Raw genomic sequence first — 19,346 nt, forward strand, 5'->3', positions numbered from 1 at the left:
TCGATGACCGCGGGCTTGCAGCGCGTCACGCTGATCGTCGGTCTGGTGTTGATCGCGGGATTCCTGTTCGTCGCGGTGTTCGCGCCGCTGCTCGCGCCCTACGGGTTGGCGCAGACGGCCGAGGACGGCGTGAGTTTCGGTCAGTACCAACCTCCTTCGGCGCAGCACTGGTTCGGCACCACCGTCGCGCAGGAGGACGTGTTCTCGAGAGTGCTCTACGGCGCGCGAACGGCGCTGTGGGTGATCGTGGTGTCGCTCGTGCTCTCGCTGTTCGTCGGTGTGCCGCTCGGTCTGGTGTCCGGGTACGTCGGGCGTTGGGTGGACCGGGTACTGGTGACCGTCATGGACGCGCTGTACGCGTTCCCGACGCTGCTGCTGGCGATCGTGGTGTCCATCGTGGTGTCGGGCGGGGAGTCCAGCGGGTTCGGCGGCGTGCTCTCCGCTGCCGTGGCGATCACGACCATCTTCGTGCCGCAGTACTTCCGGGTGGTGCGCAACGCCACCGTGGCGGTGAAGCAGGAGCCGTACGTGGACGCCGCCCGGGTCACCGGCGCGTCGACGGCGCGGATTCTGTTCCGGCACATCCTCGCCAACGTCACCCAGTCGCTGCCGGTGATTGTCACGCTCAACGGGGCCGAGGCCATCCTGACGCTGGCCGGGCTCGGCTTCCTCGGCTTCGGCATCGAGTCGACCCAGGCAGCGGAGTGGGGTTTCGACTTGAACAAGTCGCTGGCCGCGGTGTCCAACGGAATCTGGTGGACGGCGGTCTTCCCCGGCACCGCCATCGTGCTCGTCGTGCTCGGGATGACGCTCGTCGGCGAGAGCCTGAACGAGGTGCTCAACCCACTGCTGCGCACCCGGCGTACCGCGGCGCCGGTGGCGGTGGGCAGCGACGTGGTGATCGGCGCGACCGGGGAACCGGAGATGCCGGTGCAGGACAGCGTCGATGCCGAGCAGTCGGGCGGCGCCGAGCCGACGGAACCCGCTGCCCTGAACGAAGATTCGAGGAGACTGGAGGGCGACCATGCCTGAAGTGCGCGACGAGCGGCGGCCCGCGCTGTCCATCGAGGCGCTGTCGGTCACCTTCGCCACCGACGCGGGCCCGGTGCACGCGGTGGCCGACGTGTCCTACGAGGTGTTCCCCGGCGAGGTGCTCGCGATCGTGGGGGAGTCGGGGTCGGGCAAGTCGGTGAGCTCGCGCACCGCCATGGGGCTGCTGCCGTCGACCGCGCGGGTGCGCGGACTGGTGACACTCGGCGCACAGCAGATCACCGGGATGTCCGAACGCCAGCTCACCGCGCTGCGCGGCGGGGCGATCGCCATGGTGTTCCAGGAGCCGGGGCTGGCGCTGGACCCGCTGTTCACGGTGGGCTTCCAGATCGCCGAGGCGCTGCGGGCGCACACCGACCTGTCGCGCAAGGCGGCCGCGGCGCGCGCCGTCGAATTGCTGCGGCTGGTCGGTCTGCCCGATCCCGAGCACCGCGTCGACTACTACCCGCACCAGCTCTCCGGCGGGCAGAAGCAGCGCGTGGTGATCGCCATCGCCATCGCCTGCGAGCCCAAGGTGATCATCGCCGACGAGCCGACCACCGCTCTGGATGTCACCGTGCAGGCCGAGATCCTGAACCTGCTGCGCGATCTGCGCGACCGCCTCGGCAGCGCGATCGTCCTCATCACCCACAACATGGGCGTGGTGGCGGATCTCGCGGACCGGGTGGTCGTGATGCGCGAGGGCCGGGTCGTCGAACAGGCTCCGGTGGACGAACTCTTCGCCGAGCCGAAGGCTGACTACACCCGCGCGTTGCTCGCGGCGGTGCCGCATTTGGGCGCGCGGCGGGTGAAAAGCAGTGAGCCGCAGGTCGATACGTCGCAATCGCCGGAACCGGCCGCGGACGCCGAGCCTGCCCAAGGCGCAGGGATCGCGTCGGGCGCCGGGAGTGCTGCGCGCGGTGAGCCTGCTGCGGAGCCTGGGACTGCCACGAGTGGTGGGACTGTCGCGGGCGGCGGAACCCGAGGAGGCGCCGGGGCCGACGTCGAGGCTGGGACCAGCGGGCTCGGTGCGCGAGTACCGGTGCTCGAGGTCTGCGATCTCGTGGTGGAGTTTCCCGGACCCTTCGGCCGCCCGCGGTTCCGTGCGGTGGACGGGGTGAATCTGTCCATCGCCGCGGGGGAGACGGTGGGGCTGGTGGGGGAGTCAGGGTCGGGCAAGTCCACGATCGGCCGGTGCGTCGCGGCATTGCAGCGACCCACGTCGGGGGTGGTGCGGGTGCGTGGCCAGGACATCGCGGGTCTCTCGCAGCGGCGGCTGCGGCCGATTCGGCGGCGGTTCGGTTTCGTCTTCCAGGATCCGGCCAGTTCGCTGAATCCCCGGATGACCGTGGGCGATTGTGTCGCCGAGCCGATGATCGTGCACAAGATCGGCACACAGGCGGTGATCCGCGCCAGGGTCCGCACGCTGCTCGACGACGTGCGCCTGCCCGCGGGCGTGGAACGGCGCTATCCGCACGAACTGTCCGGCGGCCAACGTCAGCGGGCCAGCCTGGCGCGCGCGCTGGCGCTCGACCCCGATCTGCTCGTCGCCGACGAACCGACGAGCGCGCTGGACGTCTCGGTGCAGGCCGCGGTGCTGGAGTTGTTCGCCCAACTCCAGCGCGAGTGCGGGTGGGCGTGCCTGTTCATCAGTCACGACCTGGCCGTTGTCGACCAACTCGCCGACCGCATCGTGGTGCTGCGCGATGGTGCGGTAGTCGAACAGGGTGACCGAGACGCGATCCTGCGATCCCCACGCCAGGACTACACCCGGCGCTTGGTCGCCGCCGTTCCAGTGCCCGATCCGGTCGAACAGCGCAGACGCCGAGCCGAGGCCGCCGCACTGTTCGCCCCTGGACCGCCGGAGTGAACCGCGCCGCCCGGAGGGCGCGCTCGGCAGGCCCGCCGCCAGGACCCGATGGAACGGGCTCCGCGTCATCGGACCCGGATCGGACGCACCGTTCACCCGGACCCCACCGAGCCGGCCACATGACGCCGAAGCGTGCCCAACACACCCCGTTTTCCCCAAGGACCGGGCACAATGATCAGCGGCGAACAGGAACGAAAACGCGACAACTGATTTCGTAAGAATCCGGGTAACTCACCGGGTACGCCCAGAACCCGGCCACCGACCCCAACCGCCGGCCCGGCATCACAAGGATTACGGCACTGAAGACCGGCAAGAGGCTCGGAGAGGCGGATAGGCTAGCGTGAGCAGGCATCTATCCGCCGATTCGGTTTGGAGCTTTCACCGAAAATGACTGAACAGACCCCCACTGGTGGTGCCTCGTACGCCGCGGCAGGCGTGGACATCGAGGCAGGTGACCGCGCAGTCGAGTTGTTCGGGCCATTGGCGAAGAAGGCCACCCGTCCCGAGGTTCAGGGTGGGCTCGGCGGCTTCGCCGGGTTGTTCGCGCTCAAGGGTGGCTACCGTGAACCGCTGCTTGCGGCCTCCACCGACGGCGTCGGCACCAAGATCGCGGTCGCGCAGGCGTTGGACAAGCACGACACCGTCGGCCTCGACCTGGTCGCGATGGTTGTCGACGATCTCGTCGTCTGCGGCGCCGAGCCGCTGTTCCTGCAGGACTACATCGCCATCGGCAAGGTTGTCCCGGAGAAGGTCGCCGAGCTGGTCTCCGGCATCGCCGAGGGCTGCGTCCGTGCGGGCTGCGCGCTGCTCGGCGGCGAGACCGCGGAACACCCCGGTCTGATGGATCCCGACGACTACGACCTGTCCGCGACCGGTGTCGGCGTGGTCGAGGCCGACGCGGTGCTCGGCCCGGACCGGGTGCGTCCCGGCGACGTGGTGATCGCGATGGGTTCCTCGGGTCTGCACTCGAATGGCTACAGCCTGGCGCGCAAGGTGCTGCTCGACATCGACCGGATGTCGCTGACCGGGCATGTGGAGGAGTTCGGCCGCACCCTCGGTGAGGAGCTGCTCGAGCCGACCCGTATCTACGCCAAGGACTGCCTCGCGCTGGTCGCCGAGACCGATGTGCGCACCTTCGCGCACGTCACCGGCGGTGGGCTGGCGGCGAACCTGGCGCGCGTCATTCCGGCGGGCATGGTGGCCGAGCTGGATCGCGGCACCTGGAATCCGGCGCCGGTGTTCAAGATGATCGCCCAGCGCGGCCGGGTGGAGCGGGCCGAGATGGAGAAGACGTTCAACATGGGCGTCGGCATGGTCGCGGTCGTCGCTCCGGAAGACGTCGATCGCGCCCTCGCGGTGCTCACCGCCCGGCACATCGAGTGCTGGACCCTCGGCACCGTGAAGAAGGCCAAGGAGTCCGACGCCGCCCGCGCCGTGCTGCTCGGCGAGCACCCGCGCTTCTGACCGTAGCCGCCGGCTGCCGTGAGACTCCGCGGCTTCGGCAGCCGGCTCGGATCATCGGCGCGCGGCCGGTGGTACCCGGCTCATACGACATCAGCGTCCCGCACCATCGGATGCGGGACGCTGATCTCGTTGTATGGCAAGCCTCTAAGGCGATGTCCCTGTCTCGGTGTCAACGTTCGAAGGGGGAGGCCCGGATGGCCTCCCCCTTCGTGACGTTTTATCCGAGTCAGCGGCGCCAGTCGTCGTAGTCATCGTCCTCGTCCCAGCGGGACGAGGACGCGTCCGCGTCATGCTCATCGGACAGCACACCGCCACTGCGTTGGGTGGTGGGGCTTCCCGAGAGCTCGCGCTGAAGGCTCGCGAAGTCGGTCGGCGCTGAGCTGTACTTCAGCTCGCGTGCGACCTTGGTCTGCTTTGCCTTAGCCCGGCCACGGCCCATGGCTGACCCCCTCGCGTCACTGCGGGGCGGCCTGGGGTTTGTTGGCGGCCCCGTTCGAATTAATACTCTTCCTGACAGACACTTTAGCGTGTGTCCGGCGGTCGCGCTTCCAGGAGTAGGGGAAGAACTCCCGAACGGACCCCGTTTGCCCGGTTGTCGCCGTGTGTCCGGTCGTTAGAGTACGCCGGGAATTGTCCGGATCACCCCGACTCGAGCGCCGCCGCCGAGTACCGGCTGGGCCGCAAGGTCGGTGTGCGCCTCGGTCCACTCGACGCCCATCCGTTGCAGAATCGCCAGCGTCAGGGGCATCCGCGCGCGGTCGTGCCCGTCGTCGATCTTGTACGCGAAGGCCCTGCCGTCGGGCAACGCACCCGCGTGCACGCCATCGGCGCCGATCTTGCACACCAGGCCGGGAGTCGCGGCCATGGCCAGCAAATCGGGTGCGTTCGTGCCCGAAATCACTCGCGGATTGGCGCGCATCGCGTCGGCGACTCGGCGCGGCGGCGTGCCCGGCTCGGCGGTGGCCATGGTCGCGAAGGCGCGGGCCAGGTTGATCAGCGAAACCGGGACGATGGGCAGGCCGCAGCCGTCGATGCCGAGATCGGTCTCCGGCTCGCCGGTGATCTCGATGACGTTCGCGATACACGCCCGCTGCAAGGGGTGCGCCTCGTCGAGATAGCCCTCGGTCGGCCAGCCGTTGATCGCGCAGGTCGCCAGCATCGCCGCGTGCTTGCCGGAGCAGTTCATGTAGATCCGGCGCGGTTCTTCACGGGTCAGCGCGGCGGCACGGGCCCGCTCCTCGAAGGGCAGATCGGGCGGGCACTCCAGCGCCGTCTCGGGGAAACCGAACCGGTCGAGCAGCCGCTCGACCAGGGCGATGTGATCGGGTTCGCCGAAGTGCGACGCGGTGGCGATGGCCAGCTCGGCGTCGTCGACCGGCTCGAAACCGTTGCGCAACAGGGTGATCGCCTGCATGGGCTTGTTGGTCGAGCGCGGGAAGATCGGCACGTGCACCTCGCCGAGTTGATGCGTCGGCTCGCCGTCGGCGCCGAGGATCACCAGGGAACCGCGGTGCACGCATTCGCGGAATCCGGAGCGGACGACCTCGACCAGTTCGACGCTCATGCCTCCACCTCGCTGGCGCTCGGCTCCGGCATGCGCGAAGCGCGCTGGCACATGATTCGCTCACTGCGTTCGCTCATGCCTTCACCTCGCTGGCGCTCGACTCCGGCATGCGCGAAGCGTGCTGGCACATGATTCGCTCGCTCATCGCGCGGCTCCCGTCGAGAGATCGCCGCGCCGTTCGGCGGCGCGGGCGGCGTTGGTGTACCGGCGGGCGTGCCGGTCGATCTGCATCCGGATGTCGTCGGAGATGGTGGATTCGTGTTCGAGGAGGGTGGCGAGGCGATCCATGTCGGCGCCGGTGAACACGTCGCGCACGGTGACGCCGTGGCCGGGGACGTGCACCACCTCGACGGTATCGCCTGCGCCGATCGTGCCCTCGGTGAGGACGCGCAGGTAGGCGCCGGTATTGCTGCGCAGCGTGAAGCGCTTGACCCACTGCGCCTCGCCGGACCAGTGCTGGAAGGTCGCGCACGGCACCCGCGGCGCGCTCACCTCGAGCAGGGTGTCGCCGATCGCCCAGCGGGCGCCGATCACGGCGTCGCTCACCTCGAGGCCGCTGATGCGCAGGTTCTCGCCGAACCAGCCCGCGGGCAGCTCCCTGCCGAGTTCGTCGGCCCAGCGCTGCGCGTCGTGCTCGGCGTAGGCGTAGACCGCCTGATGCACGCCGCCGTGGTGCTTGGTGTCGCAGACGTGGTCGCCGTCCAGTCCGAGGGCGCGGACGCCGACTCGGCCCGCGACGGGTCGCTTGTCGATGGCGGTGCGGCCGACCCTGGTCGGCACCTCCAGATCGGCGTGCACCACGCAGACCGCCAGCACTCGGGCGGTGTCATCGCTGCGCATCGGCGCCGCTCCCTTCGTCGAGTTGGTGGGAATCGCGAGGCTCGGCGTCGAGCGAGGTGGGGCGGATCACCGTCCGCGTAGCCGGTCGACGGCGAGACGGCCTGCTTGCGGCTCGTCGTCGGCGGGGACCGAGTCGGGGTCGATGGCGGCGGCGCACGGACCGGCAACGAGCGCGGTGTCGGCCGGAATCGTGCGCTTGATCAGGGCCAGCGCGATCGGGCCGAGCTCGTAGTGGTCGACCACGGTGCCGAGCCTGCCCACGGTGCGACCGCCCGCGGTGACGTTCTCGCCGGGCGCGGGGCGCTCGTCGGCGGAACCGTCGAGGTGCAGCAGGACCAGGTGGCGCGGCGGCTTGCCCAGGTTGTGCACCCTGGCCACGGTCTCTTGGCCGCGGTAGCAGCCCTTGTCCAGGTGCACGGCGCCGTGTTCGTCGACGCCGCCGATCCAGCGGGCCTCGTGCGGGATGGTGCGCTCGTCGGTGTCCAGGCCGATGCGCGGGCGCAGCGCGGCCACCCGCAGCGCCTCGAAGGCCCACATGCCCGCGGGCTCGGCGCCCGCTTCGGTGAGTTTCGACCACCACTCGGACAGCCGCTCGCGGGGGATCACCAGATCGAAGGAGTCGGTGGTCGGCCACGGCATGCGACGCAGGAAGCCGCCGCCCGTCAGCGGCACGGCCGCGTAGACGCCGGGCAGATCGGCCACGCCCAGTGCGTCCGTCAGCTCGCGCACCCGAGGTCCGAGCAGGCTGAGCACGGCGTGGTCGGTGGCCTCGCGCGGTTGGGCGTCGGCCCAGAACACCATCTTGCGCAGGAAATCCAGCAGGGCCGGACCGTGATCGGCTTCGGTGTCGGCCCATACCGTGCCGTCCAGGTCGGTGAGCACGAAGTGGTGCTGCACGCGACCGTTGAGATCGAGGTCGAGATTCTCCGCGGACCGTCCGTCGGCGAGGTCGGCGACGTGCTGGCTGGTGATGGTGTGCAGCCAGCTCAATCGCTCGGCGCCGGTGATGCTCAGGACGAAGCGGTGCGAGCGATCGATGACCGCGACGCGTTCCGCGGCGGCCTTCTGCTCGCCGAAGGGATTGCCGTAATGCCACGCGACGGTGGCGTCCGGAGTGCCGGGCGGACCCGCGACGGCGCCCGGAAGGGAAAGCAGAGGGCTGGGTGCATCGACCACGGACACGTTCTCCACTGTAGTGGTAGTGCCGGACTCGGTCCGTGGACGCCTGGTCGCGGCCGTTGCAGCGCCGCCGGAACGGCGCGGCGCGCGGCGTGTCCGCCGATGACTCGCGGACACGCGCGAGGCGGCGGCAAACATAGGCAAGTGCAGCGCATACCGCCTACGCTCGACGCATGGTAGATCGGGTTCTTGTCACACTCGACGGTGTCGTCCAGGATGCGGACGCGCCGTTGCTGTTCGCCGATGACATCGGAGTGCTGCGCGGCGACGGCGTCTTCGAAACAGTGCTGGTGCGCGGCGGGACCGCGTGTGCACTCGAATTCCACCTCGGCCGGCTACGGCGCTCGGCGCAGGCGCTGGAGCTACCCGAGCCCGAACTGAGCCGCTGGCGCGAGGCCGTCGAGACCGCCGCGAAGGAGTGGGGCAGTGAGCGCGAGGGCATGATGCGCTTGGTGCTGACCCGCGGCCGGGACTCCGAACTCTCCGGCGCGCGATCCAGCGTCACCTCGGGCGATCTGGCCGCGGCGGTCCCGGTGCCGACCTGCTATGTGCTGGTGGTGCCGGTGCCCGATCGGGTGGCGAAGGCGCGCACCGAGGGCATCTCGGTGGTGACGCTGCCGCGCGGCATCTCGATCGACCTGGCCCAGGCCGCGCCGTGGCAGCTGCTCGGCGCCAAGACGCTGTCCTACGCGACGAACATGGCCGCACTGCGTTTCGCGCACCGGATGGGCGCCGACGACGTGATCTTCACCAGCACCGAGAACCGGGTGCTGGAGGGTCCGCGTTCCACGGTGGTGATCGCGCGCGACAAGAAGCTGATCACGCCGCCCGCGAAGAACGGTGTGCTGCCCGGCGTCACGCAGCGCGCGCTGTTCAGCGAGGCGCAGAAGGCCGGGTGGACGTGCAGCTACGAACTGCTCTTCACCGCGGATTTGCTGACCTGCGACAGTATCTGGCTGGTCTCCAGCATCAGCCTTGCCGCGCGGGTGAATTCGCTGGACGGTTTGCGTATGTCGGCGCCGGACAACGCGGAGGAGATCATCGAGCTGGTCGATCGCGGTATCGATCGGGCGGGCGCCATCGGCGATTGGTGAGGTGACGTCCGCCTCGCCGAGGCGGACAGCCGCCTGCTCCCCATGCGTGTCGTGTCCTAACGCACGTTGATTGCCGGACCCCGCCGCGTAGCATTTACTACGACACGTCGTAGTAAGGCTGGAGGGTCGGATGAGTGTTCTGGACATCTCACGTTGGCAGTTCGGCATCACGACCGTCTACCACTTCATATTCGTCCCGCTCACCATCGGTCTCGCGCCGCTCGTGGCGGGCATGCAGACGGCGTGGGTGATCACCGGCAAGGACCATTGGTACCGGCTGACGAAGTTCTTCGGCAAACTGTTCCTGATCAACTTCGCGCTCGGCGTCGCCACCGGCATCGTGCAGGAATTCCAGTTCGGCATGAACTGGAGCGAGTACTCCCGCTTCGTCGGCGACGTGTTCGGCGCGCCGCTGGCGCTGGAGGCGCTGGTCGCCTTCTTCCTCGAGTCGACCTTCATCGGCCTGTGGATCTTCGGCTGGACGCGATTGCCGAAACTGCTTCACCTGGGCGCGATCTGGATGGTCGCCATCGGCGTGAACGCCTCCGCCTTCTTCATCGTCGCCGCCAACTCGTTCATGCAGCACCCGGTCGGCGCCAGGTACAACCCCGAGCGCGGGCGCGCCGAGCTGACCAGCATCTGGGAGGTGCTGACCAACAACACCGCGCTGGCTGCCTTCCCGCACGTGGTCGCCGGCGCGTTCCTCACCGCGGGCACCTTCGTGGCGGGCATCGCGGGCTGGTGGATGGTGCGTAACGCGCGCAGCGGCGATCCGGCCAAGGCCACCGAAGCGCGCACCATGTGGCGCCCCGCCGGACGCGCGGGCATGTGGGTGATCGTGGTCTCCGGCATCGCGCTGGTGCTCACCGGCGACGTCCAGGGCAAGCTGATGTTCGAGCAGCAGCCGATGAAGATGGCCTCGGCCGAATCGCTGTGCCACACCGCGACCGATCCGCACTTCTCGGTGCTCACCGTCGGTACGCACAACAACTGCGACAGCGTCACCCACGTGATCGAAGTGCCGTACGTGCTGCCGTACCTGGCCGAGGGCGAGTTCACCGACGTCACCCTCGACGGCGTCCAAGATCTGCAAAAGGCCTACATCGAAAAGTTCGGCCCCGGCGATTACCGGCCCAACCTCTTCGTCACCTACTGGTCGTTCCGAGCCATGATCGGTCTCGCCGCGGGCTCGATGGTGTTGGTGCTCGTCGGACTGTGGCTCACCAGGCGCGGCAGGGTGCCCGATCAGCGCTGGTACTCGTGGCTGAGCCTGTTGGCCATTCCGACGCCGTTCCTGGCCAACAGCGCGGGTTGGGTGTTCACCGAAATGGGCCGCCAGCCCTGGGTGGTGGTGCCGAACCCGACCGGTGACCCCGCCCTGCGAATGACGGTGCAGCAGGGCGTCTCCGACCACGCGGCGGGCACCGTGGTCGCCTCGCTGGTGGTGTTCACCCTGCTCTACGGCGTGCTAGCGGTGGTGTGGTTCTACCTGATGCGGCGGTACGTGATCGCCGGGCCGGAGCAGCCAACGCACAAGCCGGCGGGCCCCGGCGACACCGGTGGCCCCGGTGAGCGCGGGCGCACCGAAGAACCTGCCGTCGAACAGCTTTCGTTCGCGTACTGAGGAGCCCGACGATGAGTCTGCAAGAGTTCTGGTTCGTCCTGATCGGCGTCCTGTTCACCGGCTACTTCGTGCTGGAGGGTTTCGACTTCGGCGTCGGCATGCTGATGCCGATCCTCGGCAAGGGCAGCGACACCAGGCGGCGCGTGGTGCTCAACACCATCGGCCCGGTGTGGGACGGCAACGAGGTGTGGTTGATCACCGCGGCGGGCGCGATGTTCGCGGCGTTCCCTGAGTGGTACGCCAGCCTGTTCTCCGGGTTCTACTTCGTGCTGTTGCTGATCCTCGTCGCGCTGATCCTGCGCATCTGCGCCATCGAATACCGCGCCAAGATCGACGATCCCGCCTGGCGGGCCCGCTGCGACATCGGCATCGGCATCGGCTCCTGGCTGCCCGCGTTCGCCTGGGGCTGGGTGTTCGCCAACATCGTGCGCGGGGTGCCGCTGGACGCGGACAAGCAGATCGTCGGCTCGGCGGCGGATCTGTTCAGCCCGTACGCGCTGCTGGGCGCGCTGACCACCGGTCTGCTGTTCCTGCTGCACGGCGCGATCTTCGTCAGCCTCAAGACCGGTGGCGAGGTGCGGGCCGATTCGGTGCGCCTCGCGCGGCTGCTGCTCGCCCCGACCGCGCTGGTCGTCGCCGGGTTCGGCGTCTGGACGCAGCTCGCCTACGGCGCCGGGTGGACCTGGATTCCGTTGGGGGTCGCGGTGCTCGGATTGGTCGTCGCGGCCGTCGCCGTGTTCGCCGGACGCGACGGGTGGGCGTTCACCGGAACGACTTTCGCCATCGGCGCCGCGACGGTGCTGCTGTTCGGCTCGCTGTTTCCGAATGTGCTGCCCTCCACCATCAGCGACGCGTTCCACCTCACCATCGACAACGCCTCTTCGACGCCTTACACGCTGAAGGTGATGAGCTGGGCCGCGGTGATCGTCACGCCCGTGGTGCTCGGGTACCAGGCGTGGACCTACTGGGTATTCCGCAAACGCCTGACGGTGGAGCAGATTCCGGCGCACACCGGGCTGCCGCTGGGGCCGGTGAAGGACTGATCGGCCATGGCACGTCCGCCCTTCGACCCGCGCCTGTGGCGATATGCCCGCTCGGCCCGCAGGTATCTGGTGCTGAGCGTCGGATTGTCCGGGGTGATCACGGTGTCGATCGTGGTCACCGCGGTGACGTTGGCCAGGGTGCTGGCCGGCGTCATCACCGACCCGGGTGCGCGCGGATTCGGTTCGTGGACGGTCGAAATCGCGGTGCTGGCGGGCTCGATCGGCGCCCGGGTGCTGGCGACCTGGGTGCAGGCCAGGGTGGCGCACCGGGCCGCGGCGGATGTCGTCGCGGAGCTCGAGACGGAAGTGCTCGCGGCCGGTGCCCGGCTGGCTCCGCGTGAATTGGAGAGCCGGAGAACCGAACTCGCGGTGGTGGTCGGCACGGGTCTGTCCGGGTTGCGCGGGTATCTGAGCGGCTACCTGCCCGCGCTGCTGCTCGCGGTGCTGGTGCCGCCGATCGTGCTGGCCGTCATCGCGATGCACGATCTGGTTTCCGGTGGGATCGCGCTGGTCACGCTGCCGCTCATTCCGATCTTCATGGTGCTGATCGGGTTGCTCACGCAGGGACGCGCTGCGGCGACGCTGGCGGCGACGACGCGGTTGTCGGATCAGCTGCTGGATCTGTTCGCCGGGATGCCGACGTTGCGCGCGCTGGGGCGGGAGGGCGGCGTGGACCACGCGGCCCGGTCGGACGCCGGTCCTGCGGTGGCTCGACCGGGGACCGGTTCGGCTCGTGCGCAGCAGGACGCGGAGTCGGCGCAGCGGGATGTGGGCTCGGTCGGCGTGAATCATGCGGGCGGCCGTGATTCGGCGCGAGGTCGCACCATGGCGCAGCGCGTCCACGAGCTCGGCGACGCGCTGCGATCGCGCACCATGCGGGCGCTGCGGATCGCGTTCCTGTCCTCGATGGTGCTGGAGCTGCTCGCGACGCTGAGCGTGGCGTTGATCGCGGTGTCCATCGGCTTGCGCCTGGTTTACGGCGGGATGAGCCTCTACGCCGGGTTGGTCGCGCTCATTCTCGCGCCGGAGGTGTACCTGCCGTTGCGGATGGTCGGCGAGCGGTTTCACGCGGCACAGGACGGGATGGCGGCGGCCGACAAGGCGTTCGCGATTCTGGAGCCGGGCGAAGCGCGCGGCTCGGCGGCGGCCGCAGGCAGCGCGCCTATCCGACGGGTGGAATCGGTCCACGGGTCGGCGGGCGCGGATGATGCTGCCGAGGGTTCGGCGGGTATCGGCGGCGCCGATGGCGCGTCGGCGGCGGCCGTTGGCATCGAGCCCGCCGATGTGGAACGAGTCCCCGACTCGGTGGTCGACCGTCCCGCGCATTCGGGCGGCGCTGCCGAGGGTGGGGCGGGCGTCCGTCCTGATGTCGGAAGCGCAGGCAGACCGAGTGAGCAGGAGTTGCCCACCGGCCCGACGCAGGAGCGAAAGACGCTCGGTCGCATAGCGATTCGCGACTTGGGTGTGCGCACACGGGACGGCTTGGCTCCGGAGGGGCTCGCGGCGGTCTTGCGTCCGGGCGCGGTGACCGTCCTGACCGGTCCCAATGGGAGCGGGAAGTCCACGGCGCTGCTCGCCGTGCTCGGTCTCGTGCGGCCGGAGATCGGGAGCGTGCTCGTCGACGGTACCGATGTGCGAGAGCTGGACGCCGAGTCGTGGTGGGCGCGGGTGGCCTGGCTGCCGCAGCGGCCGGTGCTGGTGCCGGGCACCTTGCGGGAGAACCTGGAACTACTCGGCGCGCGGGCCGCCGCCGACGCGGATCGCGGGGCGGCCCTCGAAGCAGCCTGCGCCGCCACCGGATTCGACGCCGTGCTGGACGAGCTGCCGCAGCGCTGGGACACCGTCGTCGGTGCGGGCGGCGCCGGCCTGTCGCTCGGTCAACGCCAGCGCCTCGCGCTGACCAGGGTGCTCGCCGCCGACCGTCCGGTGCTTCTGCTGGACGAGCCGACCGCCCATCTCGACGCCGCGAGCGAGTCCGCGGTGCTCGCCGCCCTCCAGGCCAAAGCCCGCGACGGAGCGACGGTCGTCGTCATCGGCCACCGGCCAACCGTTCTTGCCGCCGCCGATTACGTTGTGCCTGTGCGCGCGTCGGCATTCGACGGGGCGGTGAGCGGGTCATGAGCACCGCACGCGCGACGAATGCTTTCCTCCGGTGGGATCGGCATCCGGCCGAAGTCCTTCCAGCGGCGGGTGGTGGCGACAGCCGGGCGGCGTTTGCGCACGGATCGGCTTCGACGCTCGGTGGGGTGGTGAGCGGCACGTGAGCACGGAAAACGTACAACCCGATGGCGGGTCGATCATCGCCGATCTGCGCCGCATGTGGGGTCTGCTGGAGCTTTCCCGGTGGCGGGTCGCCGTCGCGGTCGGCTGGGGCGTGCTGGCTCTCGGAAGCGGACTCGGACTGGCGGCTTTGGCCGCGTGGCTGATCGCGCGGGCGTGGCAGATGCCGCCGGTGCTCGACCTCAGCGTCGCGGTGGTTTCGGTGCGAGCGCTCGGCATCTCGCGTGGCCTGTGCCGGTACTTGGAAAGGCTTGCGACGCACGATGTCGCGCTGCGGTCGATGACGACCGCGCGCACGAGCGTCTACCGCACGCTGGCGGGCTCGGACGTGTGGCTGCGCCGGGCGCGGACCACGTCGGAGGACGCGGAGCCGGAAAGCGCGGCGCGATTGCGGCGCGGTGATCTGCTGGTCCGCGTCGGCAGCGACATCGATGATCTCGGTGCGGTGGTCGTTCGCGCACTGGTGCCGATCGTGGTCGCCGTCGTCCTGGCGTTCGCCGCGATCGGGCTGCTGGCGACGATTTCCGTTGCGGCCGCGGTGATTCTGGCCGCGGCGCTGGGGGTCTCCGGGATTCTCGCGCCCTGGCTCTCGGCGCGGGCCGCGCGCGAGGCGGAGACCGCGGTGCGCGCCGACCGTGCCGAATTCACCGCGCAGGCGCTCACCGTGCTGGACCACGCGGCCGAACTGCGCGTCGCTGGCAGGCTCGATACGGCGCTGGCGGCCGCGAAGGACGCGGGCAAGCGCGCGGTGGCCGCCGAGGACAAGGCCGCGTCGCACACCGCCGCTGCGGCCGCGGCGACCCCGCTCGCCATCGGCGCGAGTGTGCTGGGAGCCCTGCTCATCGGCATCGCGAGCTACGGCCCGCACGGCGGCGCGCCCGGCGCGATGACGCCGATGGCCCTCACCATCCTGGTGCTGCTACCACTCTCGGCTTTCGAAGCGGTCGCCCCGCTGCCCGCCGCCGCGCAGGCCATCACCACGGCGCGAGCCGCACTGCGCAGACTCTCCGCCGCCGAGTCCGCCGACCCGCGCCGAGCGGCCGGTTTGCCGCGCGAGCTGCCCGAGCTGCCCGCCGGACGCCGGATCGCCGTCGTCGGGCCGAGCGGGGCGGGCAAGACCACGCTGCTCATGTCCTGGGCCGGTCTCTTCGACACCCCGCGGCCCGGCACAACCTTCTTCGCCGAGGACGCCCACCTCTTCGGCACCAGCGTCTTGGAGAACCTGCGCGTGGCGCGCGGCGACATCACCGAAGCGGAGGCGGAGCGGGCGCTGCGCGCGGTCGGTCTGGGCGACTGGCTGGATTCGCTCGCCGACGGGCTGCACACCGAACTGATCGGCGGCGCGGCAGCGGTCTCCGGGGGACAGCGCCGCCGCATCCTGCTCGCTCGCGCCCTGCTCGCACCGGCCAAGGTGCTGTTGCTCGACGAACCCACCGAACACCTCGAGGCGGAGGCGGGCGCGGACCTGCTGCGAGCTTTGCTCGACCCCGCTGGCGGCCTGGTCGATCCGGACCGGGCAGTGGTGGTCGTCACCCATCAGCTGCCCGCGGGTCACCGAGCCGACGCGGTCGTGCACGTCGACGCATCGGCCCAGGTCACGGTCGAATATCCGGCCCGCAACGGCGCCGTTTCCGCCCCGCGCGAAATTCCGTTGCCGACCTGCTGATCCTTCGCTAGTTTCGTCAGTACACAGGAAGGAGGTGGTTCGAAGAATGAGTAATTCCAGGACACGTGAGGTGGCTGTCCGCTAGCGCCACCGCTGCAGGTGGTATCCGCCCGCGCGTGCGCTGAGCGAATACCAGCAGTCACCCGGCCCCCGAGCCCCCGGTCTTGTCCGACCGGGACCCGTGCAGGTTCTCGAACCCGCACCGGTACGGCTCGGGGGTCGTTCCTTTTTCGGGGGCTGAACGTTCGCGGAGCCGCTACGCTGGGCCAATGACCGTTGAGCCGCTGCCCGATTGGGTGATTCCGCCTGCTGGCGGTTTCACTGTCGAGGAGTTCCTACGGATGCGCGGCCTCCCGAAGCACACCGAGCTGATTGATGGGAGTCTCATCTTCGTGAGCCCGCAGCGGAAGTGGCACCGGCAGGTACTCGATCTCTTCCGGCGGGAACTGGACCTACAGGCACCCCCGCATCTTCGAGCCGATCGGGAAATGGCAGTCAAGCTCGGAAACCGCCAGATGCCGGAGCCGGACGTCATCGTGGTGACACTCGACGCGATGAACCGTGCGGACCCAGAGACCTACTACTTCGCCGAAGATCTCTTCTTGGCCGTCGAAGTGGTCTCGCCCGACTCCGAAGAGCGCGACCGCGACACCAAGCCACTGAAGTACGCCAAGGCGGGAATTCCGCACTACTGGCGCGTCGAGCGCGGCGAAGACGACTTGGTCGTGGTGTACGCGTACGAGCTCGATCCCGTCTCGAATCGCTTTGTGCCGGTGGGCATCTTCCACGACCGCTTGAAGATCAGCGTGCCGTTCCCGATCGACATCGACCTGACGGCGATCGGGCAACGGGGATGAGTCGAGCGCAGCCCGGCCGAGCTTGAAGACCGGGCGACTGTCGTCGGGCGTGGTCGGTGAGCCCGTCTACCCGATGTAGCGCTGGAGGCGGGCGGAGAGGCGGGGTTCGAGGGGGCCGTCGGCTACCACGCGTTCTTCGACGTAGGCGAGGTCGCCACCTTCGACGATGCCGTAGAGGCGCTTGGCGCCGCCCACGACGACACCGGACTGGCTGCGGATGACCACGTCGGTGGCCAACTCCCAGGAGGACTGGGTGAGGGCGGTGCCGTAGAAGAGTTCGACGATGCCGGAACTGTGCGTCAGCAGCAGTTCGATGACCTCGTCGTTGCCGTCGATGCCGACCCGCCAGAAACCGCTCTCGCGCAGATCGGGTCCGCCGTAACTGCCGTCGGCCTCGATGACCCAGGAGCGGGCGTCCCAGGAGAGGTAGTCGCCGCCGTCGTGCGAGACGACGATCTGCTGGCCGAAGCGGTAATCCCCGCGCTCGGGGTCGTTGCCCTCGCCTTCGCCGCGCCAGACGCCGACCATGGGCAGCAGCGCGAGCATGGACGCGCTGAGGTCCGGCCCGAGTCGCAGGTTCGCGGTGTCCTCGGGCAGCGGCAGATCCGGCAGTACCGGAATGTTGCGGGCGCCGGTCGATTTCGCGCGTTCGGCGGCCTCGGCCACCGCCTGATCGCCGCTGCGCCGGGCCAAGTCGTCACCGCGCTGGGGCTTTCCTGCGGGAGCGCTGCCGTTCATTTGTTCACTCGCTCGCTCGGCCGGGTTGGAACCTTCGCTCGCGAGGTCACTCATGCCTGCGTCTCGCTGGCGCTCGACTCCGGCATGCGCGACGCGCGCTGGCACATGATTCGCTCGCTTCGCTCACTCATGATTCCGTGAACAGCCGGTAGAAGACGTACAGCCCGAACCAGCCGATCAGCACGGACACCAGGATCAGCAGAATTTCGAAGAAGAGGACCACGTCTCGGAGTCTAACGAGCGCCACTTCCGGGCAACACAACGGCCCCGGAGCTTCCGCGGGGGAAGCGCCGGGGCCGTTGGGTGTTCGACGCGCCTTACTTGGCGACCGCGACGTCCACGGCGTGGATGCCCGCGCCCTCGGGGCGGACCTCGGCCGAGCCGTTGCCCGCGGAGGACAGCGCACGGACGGTCCACGAGCCCGGGGCCGCGAAGAACCGGAAGTCACCGGTGCCGGAGGCGACGACCTCGGCGGTGAAGTCACCGTTGCCGTCGAGCAGCCGCACGAACGCGCCGCCGACCGGCTGACCGTCGGTGCTCAGGACGCGGCCGGTGATGACCGTCTCCTTCTCCACGTCGACGCCTGCGGGGATGGCCTGACCCTGGGTAGGTGCTGCACACATGTTGATTACGCTCCCAACTCGATCGGTGCACCGACGAGAGAGCCGTACTCGGTCCAGCTCCCGTCGTAGTTCTTGACGTTCTGGTGGCCGAGCAGCTCCTGCAGCACGAACCAGGTGTGCGAGGAACGCTCGCCGATGCGGCAGTAGGCGATGGTGTCCTTCTCGCCGTCGAGGCCGGCTTCCTTGTAGATCTCGGTGAGCTCGGCGTCGGACTTGAAGGTGCCGTCCTCGTTGGCCGCCTTGCTCCACGGCACGTTGATGGCGCCGGGGATGTGGCCGGGACGCTGGCTCTGCTCCTGCGGCAGGTGCGCGGGAGCGAGGATCTTGCCGGAGAACTCGTCAGGCGAACGCACGTCGACCAGGTTCTTGGCGCCGATGGCCGCGATGACCTCGTCGCGGAACGCGCGGATCGACAGGTCGGGGGCCGACGCCTTGTACTGGGTGCCGGGACGGTTCACGGCCTCGGTGGACAGCGGACGGCCGTCCAGCTCCCACTTCTTGCGGCCGCCGTCGAGCAGCTTGACGTTGTTGTGGCCGTACAGCTTGAAGTACCAGTACGCGTACGCGGCGAACCAGTTGTTGTTGCCGCCGTAGAGGACGACCTCGTCGTCGTTCGCGATGCCCCGCGCCGAGAGCAGATCGGAGAACTGCTCCTGGTTCACGAAGTCACGACGAACCTGATCCTGCAGGTCCTTCTTCCAATCGAGCCGGACGGCACCCTCGATGTGGCCGCCATCGTAGGCGGAGGTGTCCTCATCGACCTCGACGAAGACGACGCCGGGGGCGTTGAGGTTCTCTTCGGCCCAGTCCACGGAGACCAGGACATCGGAGCGAGCCATTGTTTTCCTTTCAGAGATGACTTGCAGGGTCAGTTCGATGCCGGGGCCCCGGCGGGAGCGTCAGGCCCTGAGGCGGAAGCGCGCATGACCACGGAGGGACCGCGGACGCCGCCATGGACGCTGTTCCGGCGGAGGCGGGCGACCAGCGGGTAGATCTGGCAACCCAGGCAGACCCCGAACGCCGCGTTCAAGAACGCCGCGAACAGGGCAAAGCCGGCGAACACCGCGCCGACGACTGTGGAGCCGAGCACAAAGCCCAGCAGGCTGACGGCCGCGAACACGAAGCCGAGCAGCTGCGCGAATCGCAGCGGCGGCGTCGGCTCGGTCTCGCTGGTGGGGGCGAGGCGCGGCGCGAGGAACGTGGCGAAGATCCGGCCGTACGGGTGCTTGCGCGGACCGGCGGCCGCGCCGATCGCGAAGACGACTGCCTGCAGCGCGATCAGGACCGCCGCGGCGACAGGCGAGACGGCCGCGGTCAGCAGCACCAGGACGAGCGCGGCGGTGGTGACCCAGGCCGCGAAGCGCGGACCGCGCACGTCGACGCGGTCGATCGCGGGGGGAATGGCTGTCTCTTCGGAAGTGTTCCGGGTTTCGGTGGACATTGTGCGTACTCCTGCGCTGAATGCATTGATTGGC

The 19,346-nt window shown here is 69.3% G+C and carries 17 protein-coding genes; 9 read left to right on the forward strand and 8 right to left on the reverse strand.

What is annotated here, in order from left to right:
• The first annotated feature begins 3 nt into the window (after window positions 1-3).
• The 3 genes from AB0H50_RS21735 (at window position 4) to purM (ending at window position 4,363) form a co-directional block, all read left to right on the forward strand.
• A complete protein-coding gene (locus tag AB0H50_RS21735; RefSeq protein ID WP_357456111.1) occupies window positions 4-1,032 on the forward strand; it encodes an ABC transporter permease in 1,029 nt (342 codons plus the stop codon).
• Window positions 1,025-2,899 carry an ABC transporter ATP-binding protein gene (locus AB0H50_RS21740; protein WP_357455482.1) on the forward strand — a complete coding sequence of 625 codons (1,875 nt, stop codon included), beginning with the start codon at window positions 1,025-1,027 and terminating at the stop codon, window positions 2,897-2,899. Before AB0H50_RS21735 ends, AB0H50_RS21740 begins: the two co-directional genes overlap by 8 nt.
• A gap of 387 nt (window positions 2,900-3,286) precedes the next feature.
• Window positions 3,287-4,363: a phosphoribosylformylglycinamidine cyclo-ligase gene (purM, locus tag AB0H50_RS21745; RefSeq protein WP_357455484.1), complete on the forward strand. Its 1,077-nt coding sequence runs from the start codon at window positions 3,287-3,289 to the stop codon at window positions 4,361-4,363.
• A 226-nt stretch (window positions 4,364-4,589) separates the two neighbouring features.
• Here purM and AB0H50_RS21750 read toward each other — a convergent pair whose 3' ends face one another.
• The 4 genes from AB0H50_RS21750 to AB0H50_RS21765 form a co-directional block, all read right to left on the reverse strand.
• Complete coding sequence (locus AB0H50_RS21750; RefSeq protein ID WP_357455487.1) at window positions 4,590-4,802, reverse strand: DUF3073 domain-containing protein; 213 nt, start codon at window positions 4,800-4,802, stop codon at window positions 4,590-4,592.
• 174 nt (window positions 4,803-4,976) lie between these two features.
• Window positions 4,977-5,927 (reverse strand): asparaginase, encoded by a 951-nt coding sequence (locus tag AB0H50_RS21755; RefSeq protein WP_357455488.1) that lies wholly within the window; start codon window positions 5,925-5,927, stop codon window positions 4,977-4,979.
• A gap of 141 nt (window positions 5,928-6,068) precedes the next feature.
• A complete protein-coding gene (locus tag AB0H50_RS21760) occupies window positions 6,069-6,767 on the reverse strand; it encodes an MOSC domain-containing protein (RefSeq protein ID WP_357455491.1) in 699 nt (232 codons plus the stop codon).
• Window positions 6,768-6,833: 66 nt separating this feature from the next.
• Window positions 6,834-7,949, reverse strand: a complete 1,116-nt coding sequence (locus AB0H50_RS21765; RefSeq protein WP_357455494.1) for a folate-binding protein — start codon at window positions 7,947-7,949, stop codon at window positions 6,834-6,836.
• 170 nt (window positions 7,950-8,119) lie between these two features.
• Between AB0H50_RS21765 and AB0H50_RS21770 the strand changes: the two genes are divergently transcribed.
• The 6 genes from AB0H50_RS21770 to AB0H50_RS21795 all read left to right on the forward strand — a co-directional run bounded on the left by AB0H50_RS21770 (window position 8,120) and on the right by AB0H50_RS21795 (window position 16,510).
• Window positions 8,120-9,040: an aminodeoxychorismate lyase gene (locus AB0H50_RS21770; RefSeq protein ID WP_357455496.1), complete on the forward strand. Its 921-nt coding sequence runs from the start codon at window positions 8,120-8,122 to the stop codon at window positions 9,038-9,040.
• A 130-nt stretch (window positions 9,041-9,170) separates the two neighbouring features.
• Complete coding sequence (locus AB0H50_RS21775) at window positions 9,171-10,664, forward strand: cytochrome ubiquinol oxidase subunit I (RefSeq protein ID WP_357455498.1); 1,494 nt, start codon at window positions 9,171-9,173, stop codon at window positions 10,662-10,664.
• A gap of 11 nt (window positions 10,665-10,675) precedes the next feature.
• Window positions 10,676-11,707 (forward strand): cytochrome d ubiquinol oxidase subunit II, encoded by a 1,032-nt coding sequence (gene cydB, locus AB0H50_RS21780; RefSeq protein ID WP_357455501.1) that lies wholly within the window; start codon window positions 10,676-10,678, stop codon window positions 11,705-11,707.
• Window positions 11,708-11,713: 6 nt separating this feature from the next.
• Window positions 11,714-13,828, forward strand: a complete 2,115-nt coding sequence (locus AB0H50_RS21785; RefSeq protein WP_357455504.1) for an ATP-binding cassette domain-containing protein — start codon at window positions 11,714-11,716, stop codon at window positions 13,826-13,828.
• Between the two features lie 196 nt (window positions 13,829-14,024).
• A complete protein-coding gene (locus AB0H50_RS21790; RefSeq protein ID WP_357456114.1) occupies window positions 14,025-15,653 on the forward strand; it encodes an ATP-binding cassette domain-containing protein in 1,629 nt (542 codons plus the stop codon).
• Window positions 15,654-15,922: 269 nt separating this feature from the next.
• Window positions 15,923-16,510 (forward strand): Uma2 family endonuclease, encoded by a 588-nt coding sequence (locus AB0H50_RS21795; protein WP_357455507.1) that lies wholly within the window; start codon window positions 15,923-15,925, stop codon window positions 16,508-16,510.
• A gap of 66 nt (window positions 16,511-16,576) precedes the next feature.
• Here the strand turns inward: AB0H50_RS21795 and AB0H50_RS21800 are convergent, their stop codons facing one another.
• From AB0H50_RS21800 to AB0H50_RS21815, 4 genes are all read right to left on the reverse strand, one after another.
• Window positions 16,577-17,302 (reverse strand): FABP family protein, encoded by a 726-nt coding sequence (locus AB0H50_RS21800; protein WP_357455510.1) that lies wholly within the window; start codon window positions 17,300-17,302, stop codon window positions 16,577-16,579.
• 263 nt (window positions 17,303-17,565) lie between these two features.
• On the reverse strand, window positions 17,566-17,871 hold the full coding sequence (locus tag AB0H50_RS21805; protein ID WP_063023277.1) for a DUF1416 domain-containing protein: 306 nt from the start codon (window positions 17,869-17,871) through the stop codon (window positions 17,566-17,568).
• Window positions 17,872-17,876: 5 nt separating this feature from the next.
• Entirely contained in the window at window positions 17,877-18,710 is an 834-nt protein-coding gene (locus AB0H50_RS21810) for a sulfurtransferase (RefSeq protein ID WP_357455513.1), read from the reverse strand.
• Between the two features lie 29 nt (window positions 18,711-18,739).
• Window positions 18,740-19,312, reverse strand: coding sequence for a DUF4395 domain-containing protein (locus AB0H50_RS21815; protein WP_357455516.1), 573 nt, complete (start codon window positions 19,310-19,312; stop codon window positions 18,740-18,742).
• Window positions 19,313-19,346: the final 34 nt, after the last annotated feature.

This window comes from Nocardia sp. NPDC050793 (assembly GCF_040654065.1).
Lineage (GTDB): Bacteria > Actinomycetota > Actinomycetes > Mycobacteriales > Mycobacteriaceae > Nocardia.